Origin of the sequence: Dickeya poaceiphila (assembly GCF_007858975.2) — a bacterium.
Taxonomy (GTDB): Bacteria; Pseudomonadota; Gammaproteobacteria; order Enterobacterales; family Enterobacteriaceae; genus Dickeya; species Dickeya poaceiphila.
Map to the genome: position 1 here is coordinate 3327085 of NZ_CP042220.2, position 16798 is coordinate 3343882.

Consider the following 16798-nt stretch of genomic DNA (forward strand, 5'->3'; position numbering starts at 1 on the left):
CATGTGTTCCTCAAATAATGATCATGTCGTCGCGGTGAACGGCGACCGGGCCGTATTCATACCCCAGAATGTCAGCAATCTCCTGCGAGTGGTGGCCGGCAATCATACGCAGCGCATCGCTGTTATAGCGGGTGACGGCATGGGCCAGGTCACGCCCGTTCAGGCTGCGGATACGAATCACCTCGCCACGAGAGAAATTGCCCGCCACCTCGCGGATGCCTTTGGGCAACAGTGAGCTGCCGCGCTCCAGCATGGCGGCCAGTGCGCCGTCATCCACGGTGATTTCACCGGCAGGCGGCGCACCGAAAATCCAGCGTTTACGGCTTTCCAACGGGGTTTCCAGCGCATGAAAACGCGTACCGACCGACACATCGTTAATCACATCACCGATAACGCCAGCCCGGTTGCCTGCGGCAATCACCACCTCAATGCCTGAGCGGCACGCCACATCAGCGGCCTGCAGTTTGGTGGACATGCCGCCCGTGCCGAGGCCGGAGACGCTGCCGCCGGCAATCTGGCGCAGTTCGTCGGTCACGCCCTGCACTTCGCGGATGAGCTCGGCATCCGGGTTAGTGCGCGGGTCAGCGGTAAACAGCCCGGCTTGATCGGTCAACAGCAATAGTTTGTCGGCATCTGCCAGCATGGCGGCCAGGGCCGACAGGTTATCGTTATCGCCGACTTTAATTTCAGCCGTAGCAACCGCATCATTCTCATTAATCACCGGCACAATGTGGTTGTCGAGCAAGGCACGCATGGTATCGCGGGCATTAAGGAAACGTTCCCTGTCTTCCAGATCAGCGCGGGTCAGCAGCATCTGCCCGATGTGAATGCCATAAATGGAAAATAGCTGCTCCCACAATTGAATCAACCGGCTCTGCCCGACTGCCGCCAGCAACTGTTTGGTGGCAATGGTGGGTGGCAGTTCCGGATATCCCAGATGCTCGCGGCCAGCGGCAATCGCCCCGGAAGTCACAATCACAATACGATGCCCTGCGGCATGTTGTTGGGCGCATTGGCGCACCAATTCGACAATATGGGCACGGTTGAGACGGCGTGAACCGCCGGTCAGCACGCTGGTGCCCAGTTTTACAACCAAGGTCTGGCTGCCACTCATAATTTTCTGCCGTTGTGTTAACGATTAAAGTTGAACGATAAGTAAGACGAACGAAAAAACCTGTTACAAGGGGAGAACGTCAAGCCAGCGGCGAAACGCCTCACCCCAGCTCCGGCGCGATGCCGGAGAGCATCATGGTCGTGCGGAGAGGGAAAAAGGCGGGTCGAGTTGTTCTACCAACGCCTGCAGGCGGGTGTGGAAATCTTCACGGGTAGCCAGCACTTTCTCATGTACCTCAGTATCTTTGATAGTTTCTTCGCGCCAGTTGCCAGCCTTGTCAAACAGACCGATGTGGTAGGTATAAAACAGGGTTTGTTCCTGCCACTCCAGACTAAGCCACCAGCCCCAAAACTCTCGCTTTTCCGGCGCAGGTTTTACATTGACACAAACCGCCAGGCAATCAAAGAAAAAACGGTTTTCCTGACATTGATCTTCACGCAAATAAGGCCCCAACGAGGCAAAGCTCTTTATGAGCCTGCTTTTCACTATCATGACCCCCCCTCTAAACCCAACGACTTCCAAGCATTCACGACGACGGAAATGGTTAAACCCTGCCGGACTTCTGGCGAGGGTTCAAGTTTTTTTGTTTCCACCGTTTCAGGGCGCGAGCCATATCACACCAGGGCGCATCAAATTAATGATAGAAAATCAACAAGCTGTATTCACCTCTTTGATTAGCGCAGTTGTCGATGCAACCAATCGGTCATCTGTTGTAGCGCCAGATGAAACGTCTGATACACCGGTGAGAAATTCAGCGCCAACAATTTGCCCTGTTGTGACGAATTGACAATCAGCATCGACTCTTCCGGAGGGCTAATCAGGTCGTCCTTCCAGTAGCCGGAGAGCATCGGCGTCGGACAACGCCGCCCCAGTAATCCCTGCGTTTTAAGGGAATAGCGTCCCATTTCCACCAGCAACGCCGCATCCGAGGAATAGGTCATACCAAGGCGGCTTGCCAGCACATCCATAAACATATCCGGCACCTGCTGCTGACGCTGCGCATCCGACAGCAGGTGATGCACAATAGGACCCAGACAAGCGACTGCACGCAACCGGTTTGCTTCCAGATAAGCCAGCCGCACCGCGATATTCGCCCCAAAGCGAAAACCAAAAGCACCGACGCGAGTGTGATCGACCCATGGCACATCTGGCAGCGCACGCAGTACCTGCTGATGCAGAAAGCTGGAATCCTGATCCAGTTTCCAACGCGAAGAGAACCCTACCGACGGCATATCCACCGTCAACATCGCAAATCCGGTCGGCGCGAGATAATCCTGAAACAGGCGATGATAATCGCATTGCAGCATATCCAGACTGCCGCATATCAGTACCGTCGGGAACGGTGCCTGCCCCTGCGCCGGCAGATGCAGGAACGCCGTCAACTGCCCGCCGCCCTCCACCGGAAACGTCAGGGTTTTGAGTTCATAAGACAGGTGGGTAGCCGCTTCTTCATAAGCACGATTAGCCAATACCTGGGCCTGTTCTGCCAGATCATCGCCTTTAAGGTGGGGATAAGCAGCAATACTGTACAGATTAGCAGCATTCAACCAGCACTGACCGGTCTGCTCGCTCTTATGGGGGTGCTGGCCAGCCTGCTGCTGCCAGCGCATACCTTGCGATACCCATTCATATATCCAGTTACCGCCGCGATAACCAATGACCGTATCCAGATGCTGGTCGTCGCTGCGCGCTGCCTGACTGGCGGCAATACGCGACAGCACCTCTTCAATCTCCCACGGATGTACGCCGCGCCAAATCCACAACAGCCGGTTGAGCATCCGGTACCAGTTACGGGGGTTTTCTCCCTCCAGCGCTGACTGCATGGCCGCAGCACCGGCCACATGACGGGAACGCTGAATCAGCGTGGAGGTTTCCTGATGCTTGACTGAGGGTTTAAACAGCGTTTCGGACAGGTTAGCCTGAACCACAGCGGCCTCCATGGACGAATCAACGAAAGAACAGTAATGGTTTGTGAGAAAAGTGTACCGAACCACAGCCGCGAAAACCAAACATGTCGCGCAATTCCATTCACAGAAACAGACACGCCCGGCATAACCGGGCGTGTCAAAAATAATGATGTTATCGGATTAACAATCAACCAAAGGCGGTACAAATACCACGCCCATGTCCCACGGCTGTTCAATCCAGGTATCTTGTGGGATATCCACTACGTAGTCGTCCACCAGCGGTTTGCCAGCAGGTTTGGCGAAGATAGTGATGAAGTGAGCTTTCGGATACATTTCGCGGATAGCTTTGGCGGTGCCGCCGGTATCCACCAAATCATCAATTACGATGTAGCCTTCACCGTCACCTTCAGCGCGTTTGAGCACTTTCAGCTCACGCTGACTGTCATGATCGTAGCTGGAGATACACACGGTATCGACATTACGAATACCCAGTTCGCGGGCCAGCAGCGCTCCCGGAACCAAGCCGCCACGGCTCACGGCAATAATGCCTTTCCACTGTTCGGCTGGCAGCAAGCGTTGAGCCATTTTGCGGGCATGGATTTGCAACATATCCCAGGTGACGATGTACTTTTCACTCATAAAACATATCCCAGCCAACAGTGAAGTCGGCTTAATCAGAGTCAGAAGGGGAAAATAAGGTTGCGCGAGATTATAGATAGCTGGTCGGACAAAAACCAGTATTTATGCATAACCCCATCAAATGGTAACTCACCGTAATTAATTAAGTCGCCGTAATGTGAAAAAGTTATTAGACGCGATGTTACGAATGCGTTACAAACAAAGGGAGCAAAAAACAGCCAGGAGAACACCCATGACGATTTTTGACAGCTTCTTCCTTGCACAACTGGACGTGTTCGCCCCTTTCTTCGCTATCATCATACTGATGTTGTTCTGCTTCGAACTGAGCGTCAGTTTACGTTTGTTATTACGACGACAGCCAGCCCTGATCCCCATTCAGGTACGCCGCAACGATGACGCTTCCGATGCGTACCGCCCTAACGATTACAGGTAGTCATAGCGAATAATGGGAAGGGAGCTATCTCTCTTCCCCAGCCCCCTCGATTAATCTGCACATTCGATCAAGGCTTACCCGCATCAGACCTGCTATTCATAATCCTTATGCTGTGACCATTCTCCCCGATCATGGGAAAGTGGTATTCTGTAGCAGGCTGTATGCCGTAATGATGTGGGCCGCTAATCCAACGTCTCGTCAGCACATAGCCTACGTGCCTGCGTCTTCAGGCGATCAATAACGATGTTGCTCTGGCATCACGTGCCGTTTGTCGCGTGAGTGCTTAACTGGAGAGGTTAAATAGTGTCTGCCTTGTCTCAACTCTCCCCACAACCGCTGTGGGATATTTTCGCCAAAATCTGTTCTATTCCGCACCCGTCCTACCATGAAGAAGCGCTGGCCGCTTACATTATGTCCTGGGCGCAAGAACGCGGCCTTCATACAGAACGCGATCAGGTGGGCAATATCCTGCTGCGCAAACCCGCGACACGCGGCATGGAAAACCGTAAACCCGTGGTGATTCAGGCGCATCTGGACATGGTGCCGCAGAAAAACAACGACACCGTACACGACTTCACCACCGACCCTATCCAGCCCTATATCGATGGCGAGTGGATCAAAGCGCGTGGCACGACGCTTGGCGCAGACAACGGTATCGGCATGGCCTCCGCACTGGCCGTCTTGTCTGACGACAGCGTAGAGCACGGGCCGCTGGAAGTACTGCTGACCATGACGGAAGAAGCCGGCATGGACGGCGCGTTCGGCCTGCAACCCAACTGGCTGCAAGGCGACATCCTGATCAATACCGATTCCGAAGAGGAAGGCGAAATTTACATGGGTTGCGCCGGCGGTATCGATTTTCTGACCCGTTTGCCGCTGCAGCGCGAAGCGGTTCCGGCTGGTTACCAGACAGTGAAGCTGGTGATCAAAGGGCTGAAAGGCGGTCATTCTGGTTGTGATATCCACCTGGGGCTTGGCAACGTCAATAAACTGCTGGCGCGTTTTCTGGCACAACACGCCGTGGAACTAGACCTGCGGGTCATCGACCTGCACGGCGGTACGCTGCGTAACGCCATTCCGCGTGAAGGCGCCATTACTCTGGCGGTGTCAGCCGATAAGGCCGATGCGCTGAAGGCCGCCGCGCAAGCTTATCTGGCGGTACTGAAGCATGAACTCGCGGCAGTGGAAAAGAATCTCACTCTGCTGCTGGAAACGGCAGACAGCACAGCGGCAGCGCTGACCACCGCCAGCCGTGACCGTTTCATCGCCCTGCTGAACAGCACGCCGAACGGTGTGATCCGCATGAGCGACGACGTGAAAGGCGTAGTGGAAACCTCGCTGAACGTCGGCGTGGTCGGCATGACTGACACGCAGGCAGAAATCCATTGCCTGATTCGTTCACTGGTCGATAGCGGTAAAGAGTATGTCGTGAGTATGCTCACCTCGCTGGGTGAACTGGCAGGCGCCGACACCCAGGCCAAGGGCGGTTACCCTGGCTGGCAGCCGGACGCACAATCACCGGTTATGCATCTGGTGCGTGAAACTTACCAGAAGCTGTTCAACAAAACCCCCAACATCATGGTGATCCACGCCGGGCTGGAGTGTGGTTTGTTCAAAAAACCGTATCCGAACATGGACATGGTTTCGATTGGGCCGACCATCACCGGTCCTCACTCACCGGATGAACAGGTGCATATCGCCAGCGTCGGCCAGTACTGGAAATTGCTGACCGCGCTGTTGAAAGCCATTCCGGAACGCGCGTAACCCGCACCGGCGATGCCCGCACGGTCGGGCATCGCCGCCAGATGTAGATCCTTTTGTCGTACCATGTCGTACTATGTCTCACCACGACAACATCATGCCCATGACGACATCAGTCCCACTGAAACACCAGTTGCCGTTCAAGCTGCGGGTCTATCAACGACACCTGCAACCCCACCAGCCGAACACCTCGCGCCTCGCGCCGTTGCTCCCAACTCTCCCGCGCCAGCCTCAGTAAATCCAGTTTATTCAGCACCGGCCAGACATGCTCCTGTGTCGTCTGACGAAAATCATCAAACTTCAGTTTTACCCCTTGTCGGGCAATATGCAGATCCGGGCGGACACGCCGCAAGCGCCGCTCCAGCTCATCGTACAATCGCTCAATTAACGCTTCGCAGGCGGTCCAGTCGTGAATATCCTGCGCCAGCGTTTTTTCAACGCCGACTGATTTACGCAGGCGATCCGGCGATATCTGGCGCTCGTCAATACCATGGCAGCGTTCCCACAGCACCCGGCCAAATTTACCGAACTCTCGCAGCAGTTCGGTCAGTGGATAGCGACGCACATCAGCACAGGTGTGCAACCCGCATTCCGCCAGCCGTTTAGCGGTCACCTTACCGACGCCGGGGATCTTTTCCAGCGGCAACGCCAGCAGAAATGCCTCCATTTGCGCAGGCGAAATCACACATTTCCCGTTGGGTTTGTTTTGTTCAGAAGCGACTTTGGCGAGAAACTTGATTGGCGCAACGCCAGCCGAAGCAGTCAGTTGCAACTCATTAAAGATAGTCTGACGGATTTCCTGCGCCATCAGGGTGGCAGACCCACCACAGTGCTGGCTATCAGTCACATCAAGATAGGCTTCATCCAGCGACAACGGCTCAATCAGCGAAGTGTAACGGGAAAAGATCGCCCTGATTTGGCTGGAAGTCGCTTTGTAAAGCTCCATTCTGCCGGGCAACAGCGTCAAATGCGGACACAGTCTCAACGCGGTAGCGGTCGCCATAGCACTGCGTACGCCATAACGACGGGCCGGATAGTTGGCGGTGCAAATCACGCCGCGGCGATCAGCACTGCCGCCAATCGCCAACGGAATATCGCGCAAGCGCGGGTTATCCCGCATCTCTATTGCGGCATAAAAGCAATCCATATCAACGTGAATGATTTTGCGCATCGCCCCTCCAGATAACTGTATAAACATACAGCAACATTTTATGACAGGCAACTCCTTCGCTTCTGCAAAGCCATAGCATCAAATCGGCGGCAAACTCTCGACGGGAATTTAACTGATCGGAATAGTCTACTTTTTTATTCTTTTTTCCTTCCTGAATAAAACGGATACGGTGATAATGTGGTTGTGCGACTTGACATCAGCCTATCCCCCGCTACGGGGCATAGCCTAATGGCAGGACAAAGCCTGACAGATAAGGAATGCGGGGCGTCACCGCCACACACCGTATCAGACATACCCAAAATAACAGCGCTAATAATCAGGATTAACAATGCACAAAGTCGCGTTTTCGCTTGCGATGTTGTTTCTTTTGCCTTCCGTCGCCATCAGCAACAGCTACGCCGATCAAGTCTCACCGGCAGTGACCGAAGCAAAACAGCAGGTTGCCGGTTCACCGGTGTATATTCAGATCTTCAAGGAAGAACGGGTACTGGAGCTTTATGCCCGCACCGGCAACGAATACAAACTGGTACAGAGCTACCCTATCTGCAAATATTCCGGCGGTCTTGGTCCCAAAATGACCGAGGGCGATTTTAAAAGCCCGGAAGGATTTTATCAGGTTGATCTCAAACAGCTTAAACCTGACAGCCACTATTACCGCGCCATCAATGTCGGTTTCCCGAACGAGTATGATCGCGCACACGGTTACTCTGGTCGCTACCTGATGATTCACGGCGAGTGCGTGTCTATCGGCTGCTATGCCATGACCAACACGTATATTGCCGAGATTTACACTTACGTGGAGAAAGCGCTGCGCAACGGGCAGCAGAAAGTAGAACTGGCGATTTATCCGTTCCGCATGACTGAGCAAAACATGAAGCGCCACAGCCGCTCCAACTACTATAAATTCTGGAGCCAGTTGCAGCCGGGTTATGCCTACTTCAACAGAACCCATCAACCACCGGCGGTGTCGGTGCTCAACGGGCAGTACGTGGTTAACCAGTCCTCGCCCGTCGGTCAGCCTCAACCCCAGTCAAACTATACGCTCGCCAAAACAAAATAAGACGAACTCGCCTGGCAAAATCGGGTGCCAGGTTTCGTTGCCGGTCAATGGCTGAGTCGCCAGCACTGTGACCACATCGTTGGGTGTGGTCTGCCGCTGAAAATCGATCTCTACATCATCATCCAGCAAGGTGGCTTTGCCAAACGGTGCCCGCCGGGTTATCCAGTGCAGCTTAGTGGAACTGAATCCCATGACGAACTGCCCGTCTGACAGCAGCATATTGAATACGCCCTTTTTGCGTAACTGATCCGCAAGCGTGGCGACGTAACGAAACACCGCAGGCCAGTTGGACGGCGTACGCGGGTAGCGTTGCGACAACTGGTGCAGCAGCCAGCAAAACGCGTATTCGCTATCCGTTTCCCCGACAGGACGGAAATGACCGGTTTTCAGGCTGCGGTAGCCTTTGAGCTGACCATTATGGGCAAAGGTCCAGTTGCGGCCCCACAGTTCACGGGTAAACGGGTGGGTATTTTCCAGCGCCACCTTGCCACGATTAGCCTGGCGGATGTGAGAAACCACCGCACAGGATTTAATAGGATAGTTCTGCACCAATTCGGCAATCGGCGAGTTGAAGCTGGGCAGCGGATCTTTGAAGGTACGGCAGCCGTTTCCCTCGTAGAACGTAATCCCCCAGCCATCACGATGCGGTCCGGTTCGACCGCCTCGCTGCATCAGGCCGGTAAAACTGAAACAGATATCCGTTGGGACGTTGGCACTCATCCCAAGCAGTTCACACATGTCCGGTTCCTTTAACTACGTCTGGTTCCTTTAATCACTGTGCGTAACGGCAGGCGATCAGTTGCCGGCCATTTCCTTCTCAATTAGTTGAATCAGAATGTGGATCGCCTTGATATGCACTTCCTGAATACGGTCGGCATAACCGAAGTGCGGCACACGAATTTCCACATCCGCGGTGCCGGCCATCTTGCCGCCGTCCTTGCCGGTCAGCGTAATGACTTTCATACGCTTAGCGCGCGCAGCGCTAATCGCCTTGATGATGTTGCCGGAATTGCCTGAAGTGGAAATACCCAGCAATACATCCCCTTCGCGCCCCAGCGACTCGACATAACGGGAGAACACGAAATCATAGCCGAAATCGTTGCTGACGCAGGACAGATGGCTCGGATCAGAAATGGCGATAGCCGGGTAACCAGGGCGGTTTTCGCGATAACGACCGGTCAGCTCTTCTGCGAAATGCATAGCGTCACAATGAGAACCGCCGTTACCGCAGGAAAGTACCTTTCCACCGGCTTTGAAAGCATCCGCCAGCAAAACAGCCGCATCCTGAATCGCCTGAATATTGGCATCATCACTTAAAAATGTGTTCAGCGTGGACGCAGCCTCTTTCAGCTCATTACGGATTAAGTCCTGGTACATGGAATCCTCTCATTCAATAACATCATGATGTTTAGGCTAAGTCCTCTGGTGATATATGGACCGCTGCGTGCGGTGTTGCCAGTCTGTGCCAGCAATCCAACCATGAAGAAATACAACCTGTATTGCCCTGCAGTGTAGCGGATCGCCCAAACCACGAGAAGCAGACAATTGCCAAACGGCGGCATCATGCGTCAGTGGTTTCATTCTGGCGTAACTTTGTGAGTCAAGTTGTAATTGTGTTGTAAATAAATTGATAAAAATATTTTGCTGAACTAAAACCTCACTATACCAACAGGTCAGACCACCAATGCACTGATTACACGGACTGGAGAATAAAATCATGGTTGCAGTCAGTATCCTGATTGTCTTGATGCTTATCGGCGCGCTGTTCTACCACCAGCTTTCACTGCGGTTGAGCAGCACATTACTTGCACTCTGGGTTGTCGCTATGGCAGCGCTGAATTTGTGGTCAGTCTGGCTGCTGATTCCGCTGGGCCTGTTACTATTGCCGGTACTGGCAACGTCATGGCGACAGCGATTTATCTCCGCGCCGGCGCTGAAGGCATTCCGTCGCGTGATGCCGCCGATGTCAAAAACGGAAAAAGAAGCGATCGATGCCGGTACCATCTGGTGGGAAAGCGAATTATTTCGCGGCGCACCCGACTGGCATACCCTGCACGCCTACCCTCGTCCGATGTTGACACCGGAAGAACAGGCGTTTCTGGACGGGCCGGTAGAAGAGGCCTGCCGTCTGGCAAATGACTTTGAAATCACCCACGAGCGCGCCGACTTGCCGCCGGTGCTGTGGGATTTTCTGAAACAGCACCGCTTCTTTGCCATGATCATCAAAAAAGAGTACGGCGGACTGGAATTTTCCGCTTACGCACAGGCGATGGTGCTGCAAAAACTGGCTGGCGTATCCAGCATTATGGCGATCACCGTCGGCGTACCCAACTCGCTCGGCCCAGGTGAACTGCTACAACACTACGGCACCGACGACCAGAAGAATCACTACCTGCCGCGACTGGCGAGTGGCGAAGAAATACCGTGTTTTGCACTGACCAGCCCGGAAGCCGGGTCCGATGCCGGCGCTATCCCCGATCTGGGCGTGGTGTGCTACGGTCACTGGCAGGGTCAACAAGTGCTGGGGATGCGACTGACCTGGAACAAGCGCTATATCACGCTGGCTCCCATCGCCACCGTGCTAGGGCTGGCATTCCGACTGTATGACCCGGATCACCTGTTGGGTGATCGGGATGATATCGGTATTACCTGTGCGTTAATCCCCACCCGAACCGATGGCGTCAAGATTGGTCGCCGCCACTTCCCGATTAATATTCCGTTCCAGAACGGCCCGACTCAGGGTGAAAATATTTTCGTTCCACTGGACTACATTATCGGCGGGCCAAACATGGCGGGTCAGGGGTGGCGGATGTTGATGGAATGCCTGTCAGTCGGACGCGGCATCACCCTGCCCTCAAACGCGACCGGCGGCCTGAAAAGCGTAGCGCTGGCAACCGGCGCCTATGCCCGCATTCGTCGCCAGTTCAAACTGCCGATTGGCAAAATGGAAGGGATTGAAGAGCCGCTGGCGCGTATAGCCGGCAACACCTACGTTATGGATGCCGCTGCAACGCTTATCACCAGCGGCATCATGCAAGGCGCACGGCCATCGGTGCTGTCGGCTATCGTCAAGTATCACTGCACCCATCGCGGTCAACGCGGTATCATCGACGCGATGGATATCACCGGCGGCAAAGGCATCTGCCTTGGCCCATCCAATTTTGTTGCCCGTCACTATCAGGGCGCGCCAATCGCCATTACCGTTGAAGGCGCCAATATTCTGACTCGCAGCCTGATGATCTTCGGGCAAGGCGCTATTCGCTGCCACCCGTATGTGCTGGCAGAAATGAGCGCCGCGCAAGACAACAACCTGAAATCCTTTGACCGGGCGCTGTTCGGTCACCTGGGGCATATCGGCAGCAATGTTATGCGCAGCCTGTGGCTGGGGCTGACTAACGGGCGTACCAGCCGTGCGCCGGTCAGCGATGCTACCCGCCGATACTACCAGCGACTGAACCGGGTGAGCGCCAATCTGGCGTTGTTGTCGGATGTGTCTATGGGGGTGTTGGGCGGCAGCCTGAAACGCCGCGAGCGCCTTTCCGCGCGACTGGGAGACGTGCTGAGCCAGTTGTATCTGGCCTCTGCCACGCTCAAGCGCTACGACGAAGAAGGTCGCCAGCAAGACGATTTGCCGCTGGTACACTGGGGAGTACAGGATTGTCTGCATCAGGCGGAGCAGGCCATCAGCGATCTGCTGCGTAACTTCCCCAACAAACTGGTGGCACGGTTACTGCAAGTGGTGATTTTCCCGCTCGGACACGCCAGCCAGGCCCCAACCGACCAGTTGGACCACCAACTGGCGCGCTTGTTGCAAGTACCGTCGGCAACCCGCAGCCGCTTAGGACGTGGTCTGTACCTGAAAGCCGGAGCGCATCACCCGGCGGCGCAGTTGGAACAATCGCTGCTGGATATTCTGGCTGCCGAGCCAATTCATCAGCGTCTCTCACAATCAGCAGGTCATCCGTTGCCTTTCATGCGACTGGATACACTGGCAGAACATGGGCTGGCAGAAGGGGTGATTACACAGGAAGAAGCCAGCATCTTAATACAGGCGGAAGCCAGTCGGTTGCGCTCCATCAACGTAGATGACTTTGCACCGGACGCGCTGAGCGCCCACAAGGTGGTGGCAGAGCAACGGTTACCCGCCGATACGGTCGCCTGAAACAGGCAGGGCGCCTTAGTCTTTCTGACAAGGCGCCCTGTTTGCACTATTCGCTTTCAGGTTCAGGCACCGCTTTGACGTACCCGTGCCAGTAATGCTTCAGGGCTGTCGATGTGTGCGGCAGCCAGAATCAACGTCCTGCCAAGTTCAATGGCATGACGCTGACAGGATTGACGAGCAGCATCATCGGCAATCGCATCGAGATCAGCGACATGCGCCAGCCCGATGGTGCGGCGAATCAGTTCAGTGCCGCAGTAACCAACCGTATCATGCCATACCTGCTGCAGAAACTGCTCAACATAGCCTTCCACCGCCAGCGCCGGGTCACGGCTCTTTTCGCGGCTCAGTCCTGCAAAGCGGTTAGCGAAGGTGTGCCATAACGTCACGATATCCTCCAGACGCCGTTCCCGTGCGCCAGCAGCCTCACGCGGCGGCAGCAACCCCGGCAGCCCACAGTAATTTAGCAACAGGTTGCCCAGCACCGTACCGATATCAAACCCGATTGGGCCGTAAAAACCGAATTCGGCGTCGATCACTTTCAGGCGATTTTCCGCCACAAAAATTGACCCGCTGTGGATATCGCCATGCAATAACGCTTGCGCTTTACTCAAAAAAGCGTGCTTGAGCGCGGCGACGGCACATCTGAGCGGCAGGTCATCGCGTAGCGCCAGTACATCAGGCAACAGCGCCGGATCAAACTGATTGCGCTCATGTTCCCTGTACGGATCGGTGAAGAACAGATCTTCGGTGATCTGACATAACTCCGGATTGGTGAAGTGGCTCACCGCCGCTTTTTTGTCATGAGGAGACTGGTAAAAATCCGAGTTGTGAAACAACGCCTGTGCCAGATATTCCCCCAGTTGCGCCGCCGCTTGCGGGTAGTCGTGTCCTTTCACCAGTTCGCGCCGCCAAATCTCATGGTCGGACAGATCTTCCTGCACCATCACCGCCAGCACCGGATCATGGTGCAGCACCATGACTGTGTATTGCGGGCAATACTGCGCGTGCGCCAGCAAGGTTTCCGCTTCGATGCGAGCGCGGTCCAGCGTCAGCGGCCAGGACTCACCGACACAGCGAACATACGGCAGCGCCTGCTTGACGATCACCCGGCTGATGCCTTGTTTATCACGGATCTTGAACACCAGATTCAGGTTACCGTCACCGATTTCATCGGCAGTTATCAACGACTGCGGGTCCGCAACCCCGCCATATTGACGCGCGTACTGCACGGCATCGTCAGCGTTAAAAGTACGGTAAAGCGACATGGCCAACCTCGTTATCTACCTAGTGTGTGATGAATGTGTTTGCTTGTTATCAACGCCGAGCTTTATACCCAAAATAATTCGAGTTGCAGGAAGGCGGCAACCGAGCGAATCCCCAGGAGCTTACTCAAGTAAGTGACTGGGGTGAGAGAGGGCAGCCAACACACCTGCAACTTGAAGTATGAAGGGTATAGACATAAAAGCGTTTGGACGTCTATACTTCTGTAAAGCATATTGGCAGAATAAGAACCCTGATGCAATAACGCAACACGGATTTAACCACCCATGCAAACCGTTAACACCACCAGCCTCAACATCGTTGACAACCAGTTGTGGATTCTGGACCAACAGGCATTGCCGCAGGAAAAAATCTGGTGCCCCTGCCCGGATGTCGATGCGCTGGTCAACCACATTCGCACTCTGCGAGTACGCGGCGCACCGCTGATTGGCCTTTCCGCCAGCCTGTTGCTGGCACTGCTGGCGGAGCAAGGCCTGTCGCGGACTCAGCTGGCACAGGCGCTGGATACGCTGCGCGCTGCGCGCCCGACCGCCGTCAACCTGATGAACAATCTGGATCGCATGAAGCAGGCGCTGGCAACTGATGACTTCGTCAACGCCATGGCGCAGGAAGCGCTACGGCTGATTGAGGAAGATAAAGCGCTGTGTGAACGCATCGCAGATAACGGTGCTGCGCTGGTGAAACCGGGCAGCCGGCTGTTAACCCACTGCAACACCGGCGGGCTGGCGACGGCGGGGGTCGGCACCGCGATTGGCGTCATACTGCGTGCTCACCAGCAGGGCAAGGTGGAGAAAGTCTGGGTGGATGAAACCCGTCCGTTGTTGCAGGGCGGACGACTGACCGCCTGGGAACTGGGTGAATTGGGTATTCCCTATCACCTGATTTGTGACTCAATGGCCGCATCGCTGATGGCGCAAGGCCAGGTTGACGCTATCTGGGTCGGTGCGGATCGCATCGCCGCTAACGGCGATGTCGCCAACAAGATTGGTACTTACAGTCTGGCCGTGCTGGCGCATTACCACGGTATTCCGTTTTACGTCGCCGCCCCACACACCACCCACGATCCGCACTGCCCGGACGGTAACGCCATTCCGATTGAGCAACGCACCGCCAGCGAAGTCACAGGTGTGGCTGGTAGTTTTGGTCACTGCCAGTGGGCGCCGCACAACGCCCCGGTATACAACCCGGCATTCGATGTCACGCCAGCCGCACTTATCAGCGGCTGGGTGCTGGATAGCAGTGTTGTCACCCCGGAACAGGTCAGAGCCGGTATTTTTCAGCACCCGCTGGCGGGATAAAACGCCAGATAATAAAAACAGAACAGGCCGTGCGCAGGTACATACCGCCGCGGCCTGTGACATGATCACGCCAGTTTCGGGTACGCATCGGCAATGGCATCGCCGGTGAACTGCGCAATCCAGCCATCCGGGTTGTTGAACAGGCGAATCGCGGTGAAATGCGGTTCCGACCCCATATCGAACCAGTGCGGCACACCGGCAGGCACTGACAGCAGGTCATTCTTTTCACACAGAATCTGGAAAATCTGGCCATTCACGTGCAGACAGAACAACCCGGCGCCTTCCACAAAGAAACGCACTTCATCTTCACCGTGGGTATGCTCCGACAGGAATTTGCTGCGCATTGCCTCTTTTTGCGGGTTATCGGCCCGTATACTGACCACATCCCAACTCTGGTAACCTTTTTCCGCCACCAGTTTGTCAATCTCATGCTGATACGCGGCCAGCACTTCCTCGGAAGAAGGCGCGGAACTCAGGTCCCTGTCCGCCTGCCAGCGTTCAAAGCGCACATCGATAGCGCTCAGTTGCTGTTTGATAGCGTCTGCATCGCGGCTTTGCCAGACCGGCTGACGGGCGTCCGTATCGCTGAAAATAGTTAAGGCACTCATGACGGATTCTCCTGACAGTAATTAGCACAACAGGCGGTTAATTAGCCTGATAAGCATTCAGCTCAATCTGATCAAAACGGTTTACCTGACGATGCCGACTCTCGGCATCGGCTTCATCCCGGATCAACTGGCAGGTATGCCAGTCCGCCTGCGCGGCGGCATCCAGTTCCTGACGAATGTCGGACAGAAACAGCAACTCGCTGGCTGGCAGCCCAATCAACCCGGCGATGTTTTGGTAAGATGCCACCTCGCGCTTGGCGCCAACGCCGGTGTCGAAATAACCGGTAAACAGTGGCCGTAAATCACCCGCGTCGCTATGACCAAACAACAGATGTTGTGCTTCCACCGACCCGGACGAATACACATACAGCGCGATGCCCTGCCCACGCCAGGCGCGCAATTGTGGTGCCACATCGTCATAAACATGGCCGCGAAAATCGCCGTTACGGTAGCCGCTGCGCCAGATAATCCCCTGCAACAGCTTTAGCGCCGGTGATTTGCGATCTTCATCCATAAACTGATTGAACGCGGCCAGCAGTTGCGCGGACGAGGCTTCCGGTTGCCCCAGTTCGTGGCGCGCCAACGTCAGCGCGGCGGCAATTTCCGGCTCATGATCCGCCTGCGCCACCGCCCCGGCCAGACGCGCACGCGCATACGGAAACAACACATGGTGCACAAAGCGAATATCGCTGGTGGTGCCTTCAATATCGGTGACAATCGCTTTGATCATTTGGCCTCCAGTAAACGTCGTTGCAATTCACACTGGAACAGGAACTCCAGCCCCTCCAGATGACGGCGAGCCTCTTTAACATCATTGCCCCAGCAGTACAGGCCATGCCCACGCACCAGAAAACCGTAGCGCAATGACGTGCTCGCATGATAGGCGGCAACCTGCTCCGCCAGCGCCGGAATATCCTGAGAGTTATCGAAAATCGGTATTGCTACCGAATCCAGGTGGGTACGCTGGCCACTCAGCGACTTTTGCATTTCATAGCCCTGTAGCACCAGTGCGTCGCTTTTTTCCACCCGTGACAGTACGGTGGCATTGACCGAATGCGTATGCAGCACCGCGCCCACCATCGGGAACACGCGATAAAGCAGCGTATGCAGCCCGGTTTCTGCCGACGGCGTGCGACCGCTCGGTACATGATTAGTGTCGATATCAACCAGCAGAAAGTCTTCCGCGCTCAGGCTGCCTTTATCTTTGCCGGATTCGGTAATCAGACACTGCCGTTCATCCAGACGGACGGACATATTGCCGCCCGTCGCCGGGCACCACCCTTTCTCGCCAATCCAGTGGCAGGCCGCCACCAATGCGGCCAGTTGTGGAATCTCACTCATAAATCATCCTGTACAGGTGAAGG

General features: G+C 55.2%; 16 protein-coding genes. 5 read left to right on the forward strand and 11 right to left on the reverse strand.

The window, feature by feature from the left end:
• Positions 1-10: 10 nt before the first annotated feature.
• The 4 genes from proB to gpt form a co-directional block, all read right to left on the reverse strand.
• Positions 11-1114, reverse strand: coding sequence for a glutamate 5-kinase (gene proB, locus Dpoa569_RS14860; protein WP_042872314.1), 1104 nt, complete (start codon positions 1112-1114; stop codon positions 11-13).
• Between the two features lie 132 nt (positions 1115-1246).
• Positions 1247-1606: a sigma factor-binding protein Crl gene (crl, locus tag Dpoa569_RS14865; RefSeq protein ID WP_042872316.1), complete on the reverse strand. Its 360-nt coding sequence runs from the start codon at positions 1604-1606 to the stop codon at positions 1247-1249.
• Positions 1607-1788: 182 nt separating this feature from the next.
• Positions 1789-3042, reverse strand: a complete 1254-nt coding sequence (gene frsA / locus Dpoa569_RS14870) for an esterase FrsA (RefSeq protein ID WP_042874050.1) — start codon at positions 3040-3042, stop codon at positions 1789-1791.
• Between the two features lie 159 nt (positions 3043-3201).
• Positions 3202-3660, reverse strand: coding sequence for a xanthine phosphoribosyltransferase (gpt, locus tag Dpoa569_RS14875; protein WP_042872318.1), 459 nt, complete (start codon positions 3658-3660; stop codon positions 3202-3204).
• Between the two features lie 232 nt (positions 3661-3892).
• Between gpt and Dpoa569_RS14880 the strand changes: the two genes are divergently transcribed.
• Entirely contained in the window at positions 3893-4093 is a 201-nt protein-coding gene (locus tag Dpoa569_RS14880; RefSeq protein ID WP_042872321.1) for a hypothetical protein, read from the forward strand.
• Between the two features lie 303 nt (positions 4094-4396).
• Entirely contained in the window at positions 4397-5857 is a 1461-nt protein-coding gene (gene pepD / locus Dpoa569_RS14885; RefSeq protein ID WP_042872323.1) for a beta-Ala-His dipeptidase, read from the forward strand.
• Positions 5858-5966: 109 nt separating this feature from the next.
• On the opposite strand, the gene dinB is transcribed toward pepD, so the two are convergent.
• A complete protein-coding gene (gene dinB, locus Dpoa569_RS14890) occupies positions 5967-7025 on the reverse strand; it encodes a DNA polymerase IV (RefSeq protein WP_042872325.1) in 1059 nt (352 codons plus the stop codon).
• Positions 7026-7353: 328 nt separating this feature from the next.
• Here dinB and dpaA point away from each other — a divergent pair, with 328 nt between their 5' ends.
• Positions 7354-8085 carry a peptidoglycan meso-diaminopimelic acid protein amidase gene (gene dpaA / locus Dpoa569_RS14895; RefSeq protein WP_042872327.1) on the forward strand — a complete coding sequence of 244 codons (732 nt, stop codon included), beginning with the start codon at positions 7354-7356 and terminating at the stop codon, positions 8083-8085.
• Here dpaA and Dpoa569_RS14900 read toward each other — a convergent pair.
• Both Dpoa569_RS14900 and lpcA read right to left on the reverse strand, forming a co-directional pair.
• Positions 8056-8823 (reverse strand): class II glutamine amidotransferase, encoded by a 768-nt coding sequence (locus tag Dpoa569_RS14900; RefSeq protein ID WP_146411492.1) that lies wholly within the window; start codon positions 8821-8823, stop codon positions 8056-8058. The genes dpaA and Dpoa569_RS14900 overlap by 30 nt on opposite strands.
• 57 nt (positions 8824-8880) lie before the next feature.
• Complete coding sequence (gene lpcA / locus Dpoa569_RS14905; protein ID WP_012885889.1) at positions 8881-9462, reverse strand: D-sedoheptulose 7-phosphate isomerase; 582 nt, start codon at positions 9460-9462, stop codon at positions 8881-8883.
• A gap of 340 nt (positions 9463-9802) precedes the next feature.
• Between lpcA and fadE the strand changes: the two genes are divergently transcribed.
• Positions 9803-12247 (forward strand): acyl-CoA dehydrogenase FadE, encoded by a 2445-nt coding sequence (gene fadE / locus Dpoa569_RS14910; protein ID WP_146411494.1) that lies wholly within the window; start codon positions 9803-9805, stop codon positions 12245-12247.
• Positions 12248-12309: 62 nt separating this feature from the next.
• On the opposite strand, the gene mtnK is transcribed toward fadE, so the two are convergent.
• Positions 12310-13512, reverse strand: coding sequence for an S-methyl-5-thioribose kinase (mtnK, locus tag Dpoa569_RS14915; protein ID WP_042872330.1), 1203 nt, complete (start codon positions 13510-13512; stop codon positions 12310-12312).
• Between the two features lie 282 nt (positions 13513-13794).
• Between mtnK and mtnA the strand changes: the two genes are divergently transcribed.
• On the forward strand, positions 13795-14826 hold the full coding sequence (gene mtnA / locus Dpoa569_RS14920) for an S-methyl-5-thioribose-1-phosphate isomerase (RefSeq protein WP_146411498.1): 1032 nt from the start codon (positions 13795-13797) through the stop codon (positions 14824-14826).
• Between the two features lie 65 nt (positions 14827-14891).
• Here the strand turns inward: mtnA and Dpoa569_RS14925 are convergent, their stop codons facing one another.
• Genes Dpoa569_RS14925 through Dpoa569_RS14935 form a run of 3 tightly spaced genes read right to left on the reverse strand, consistent with a single transcriptional unit; the run spans position 14892 to position 16775 of the window.
• On the reverse strand, positions 14892-15434 hold the full coding sequence (locus tag Dpoa569_RS14925; protein ID WP_042872334.1) for a 1,2-dihydroxy-3-keto-5-methylthiopentene dioxygenase: 543 nt from the start codon (positions 15432-15434) through the stop codon (positions 14892-14894).
• 37 nt (positions 15435-15471) lie between these two features.
• Positions 15472-16164, reverse strand: a complete 693-nt coding sequence (mtnC, locus tag Dpoa569_RS14930; protein ID WP_042872336.1) for an acireductone synthase — start codon at positions 16162-16164, stop codon at positions 15472-15474.
• Positions 16161-16775 (reverse strand): methylthioribulose 1-phosphate dehydratase, encoded by a 615-nt coding sequence (locus Dpoa569_RS14935; RefSeq protein WP_042872337.1) that lies wholly within the window; start codon positions 16773-16775, stop codon positions 16161-16163. Before Dpoa569_RS14935 ends, mtnC begins: the two co-directional genes overlap by 4 nt.
• Positions 16776-16798: the final 23 nt, after the last annotated feature.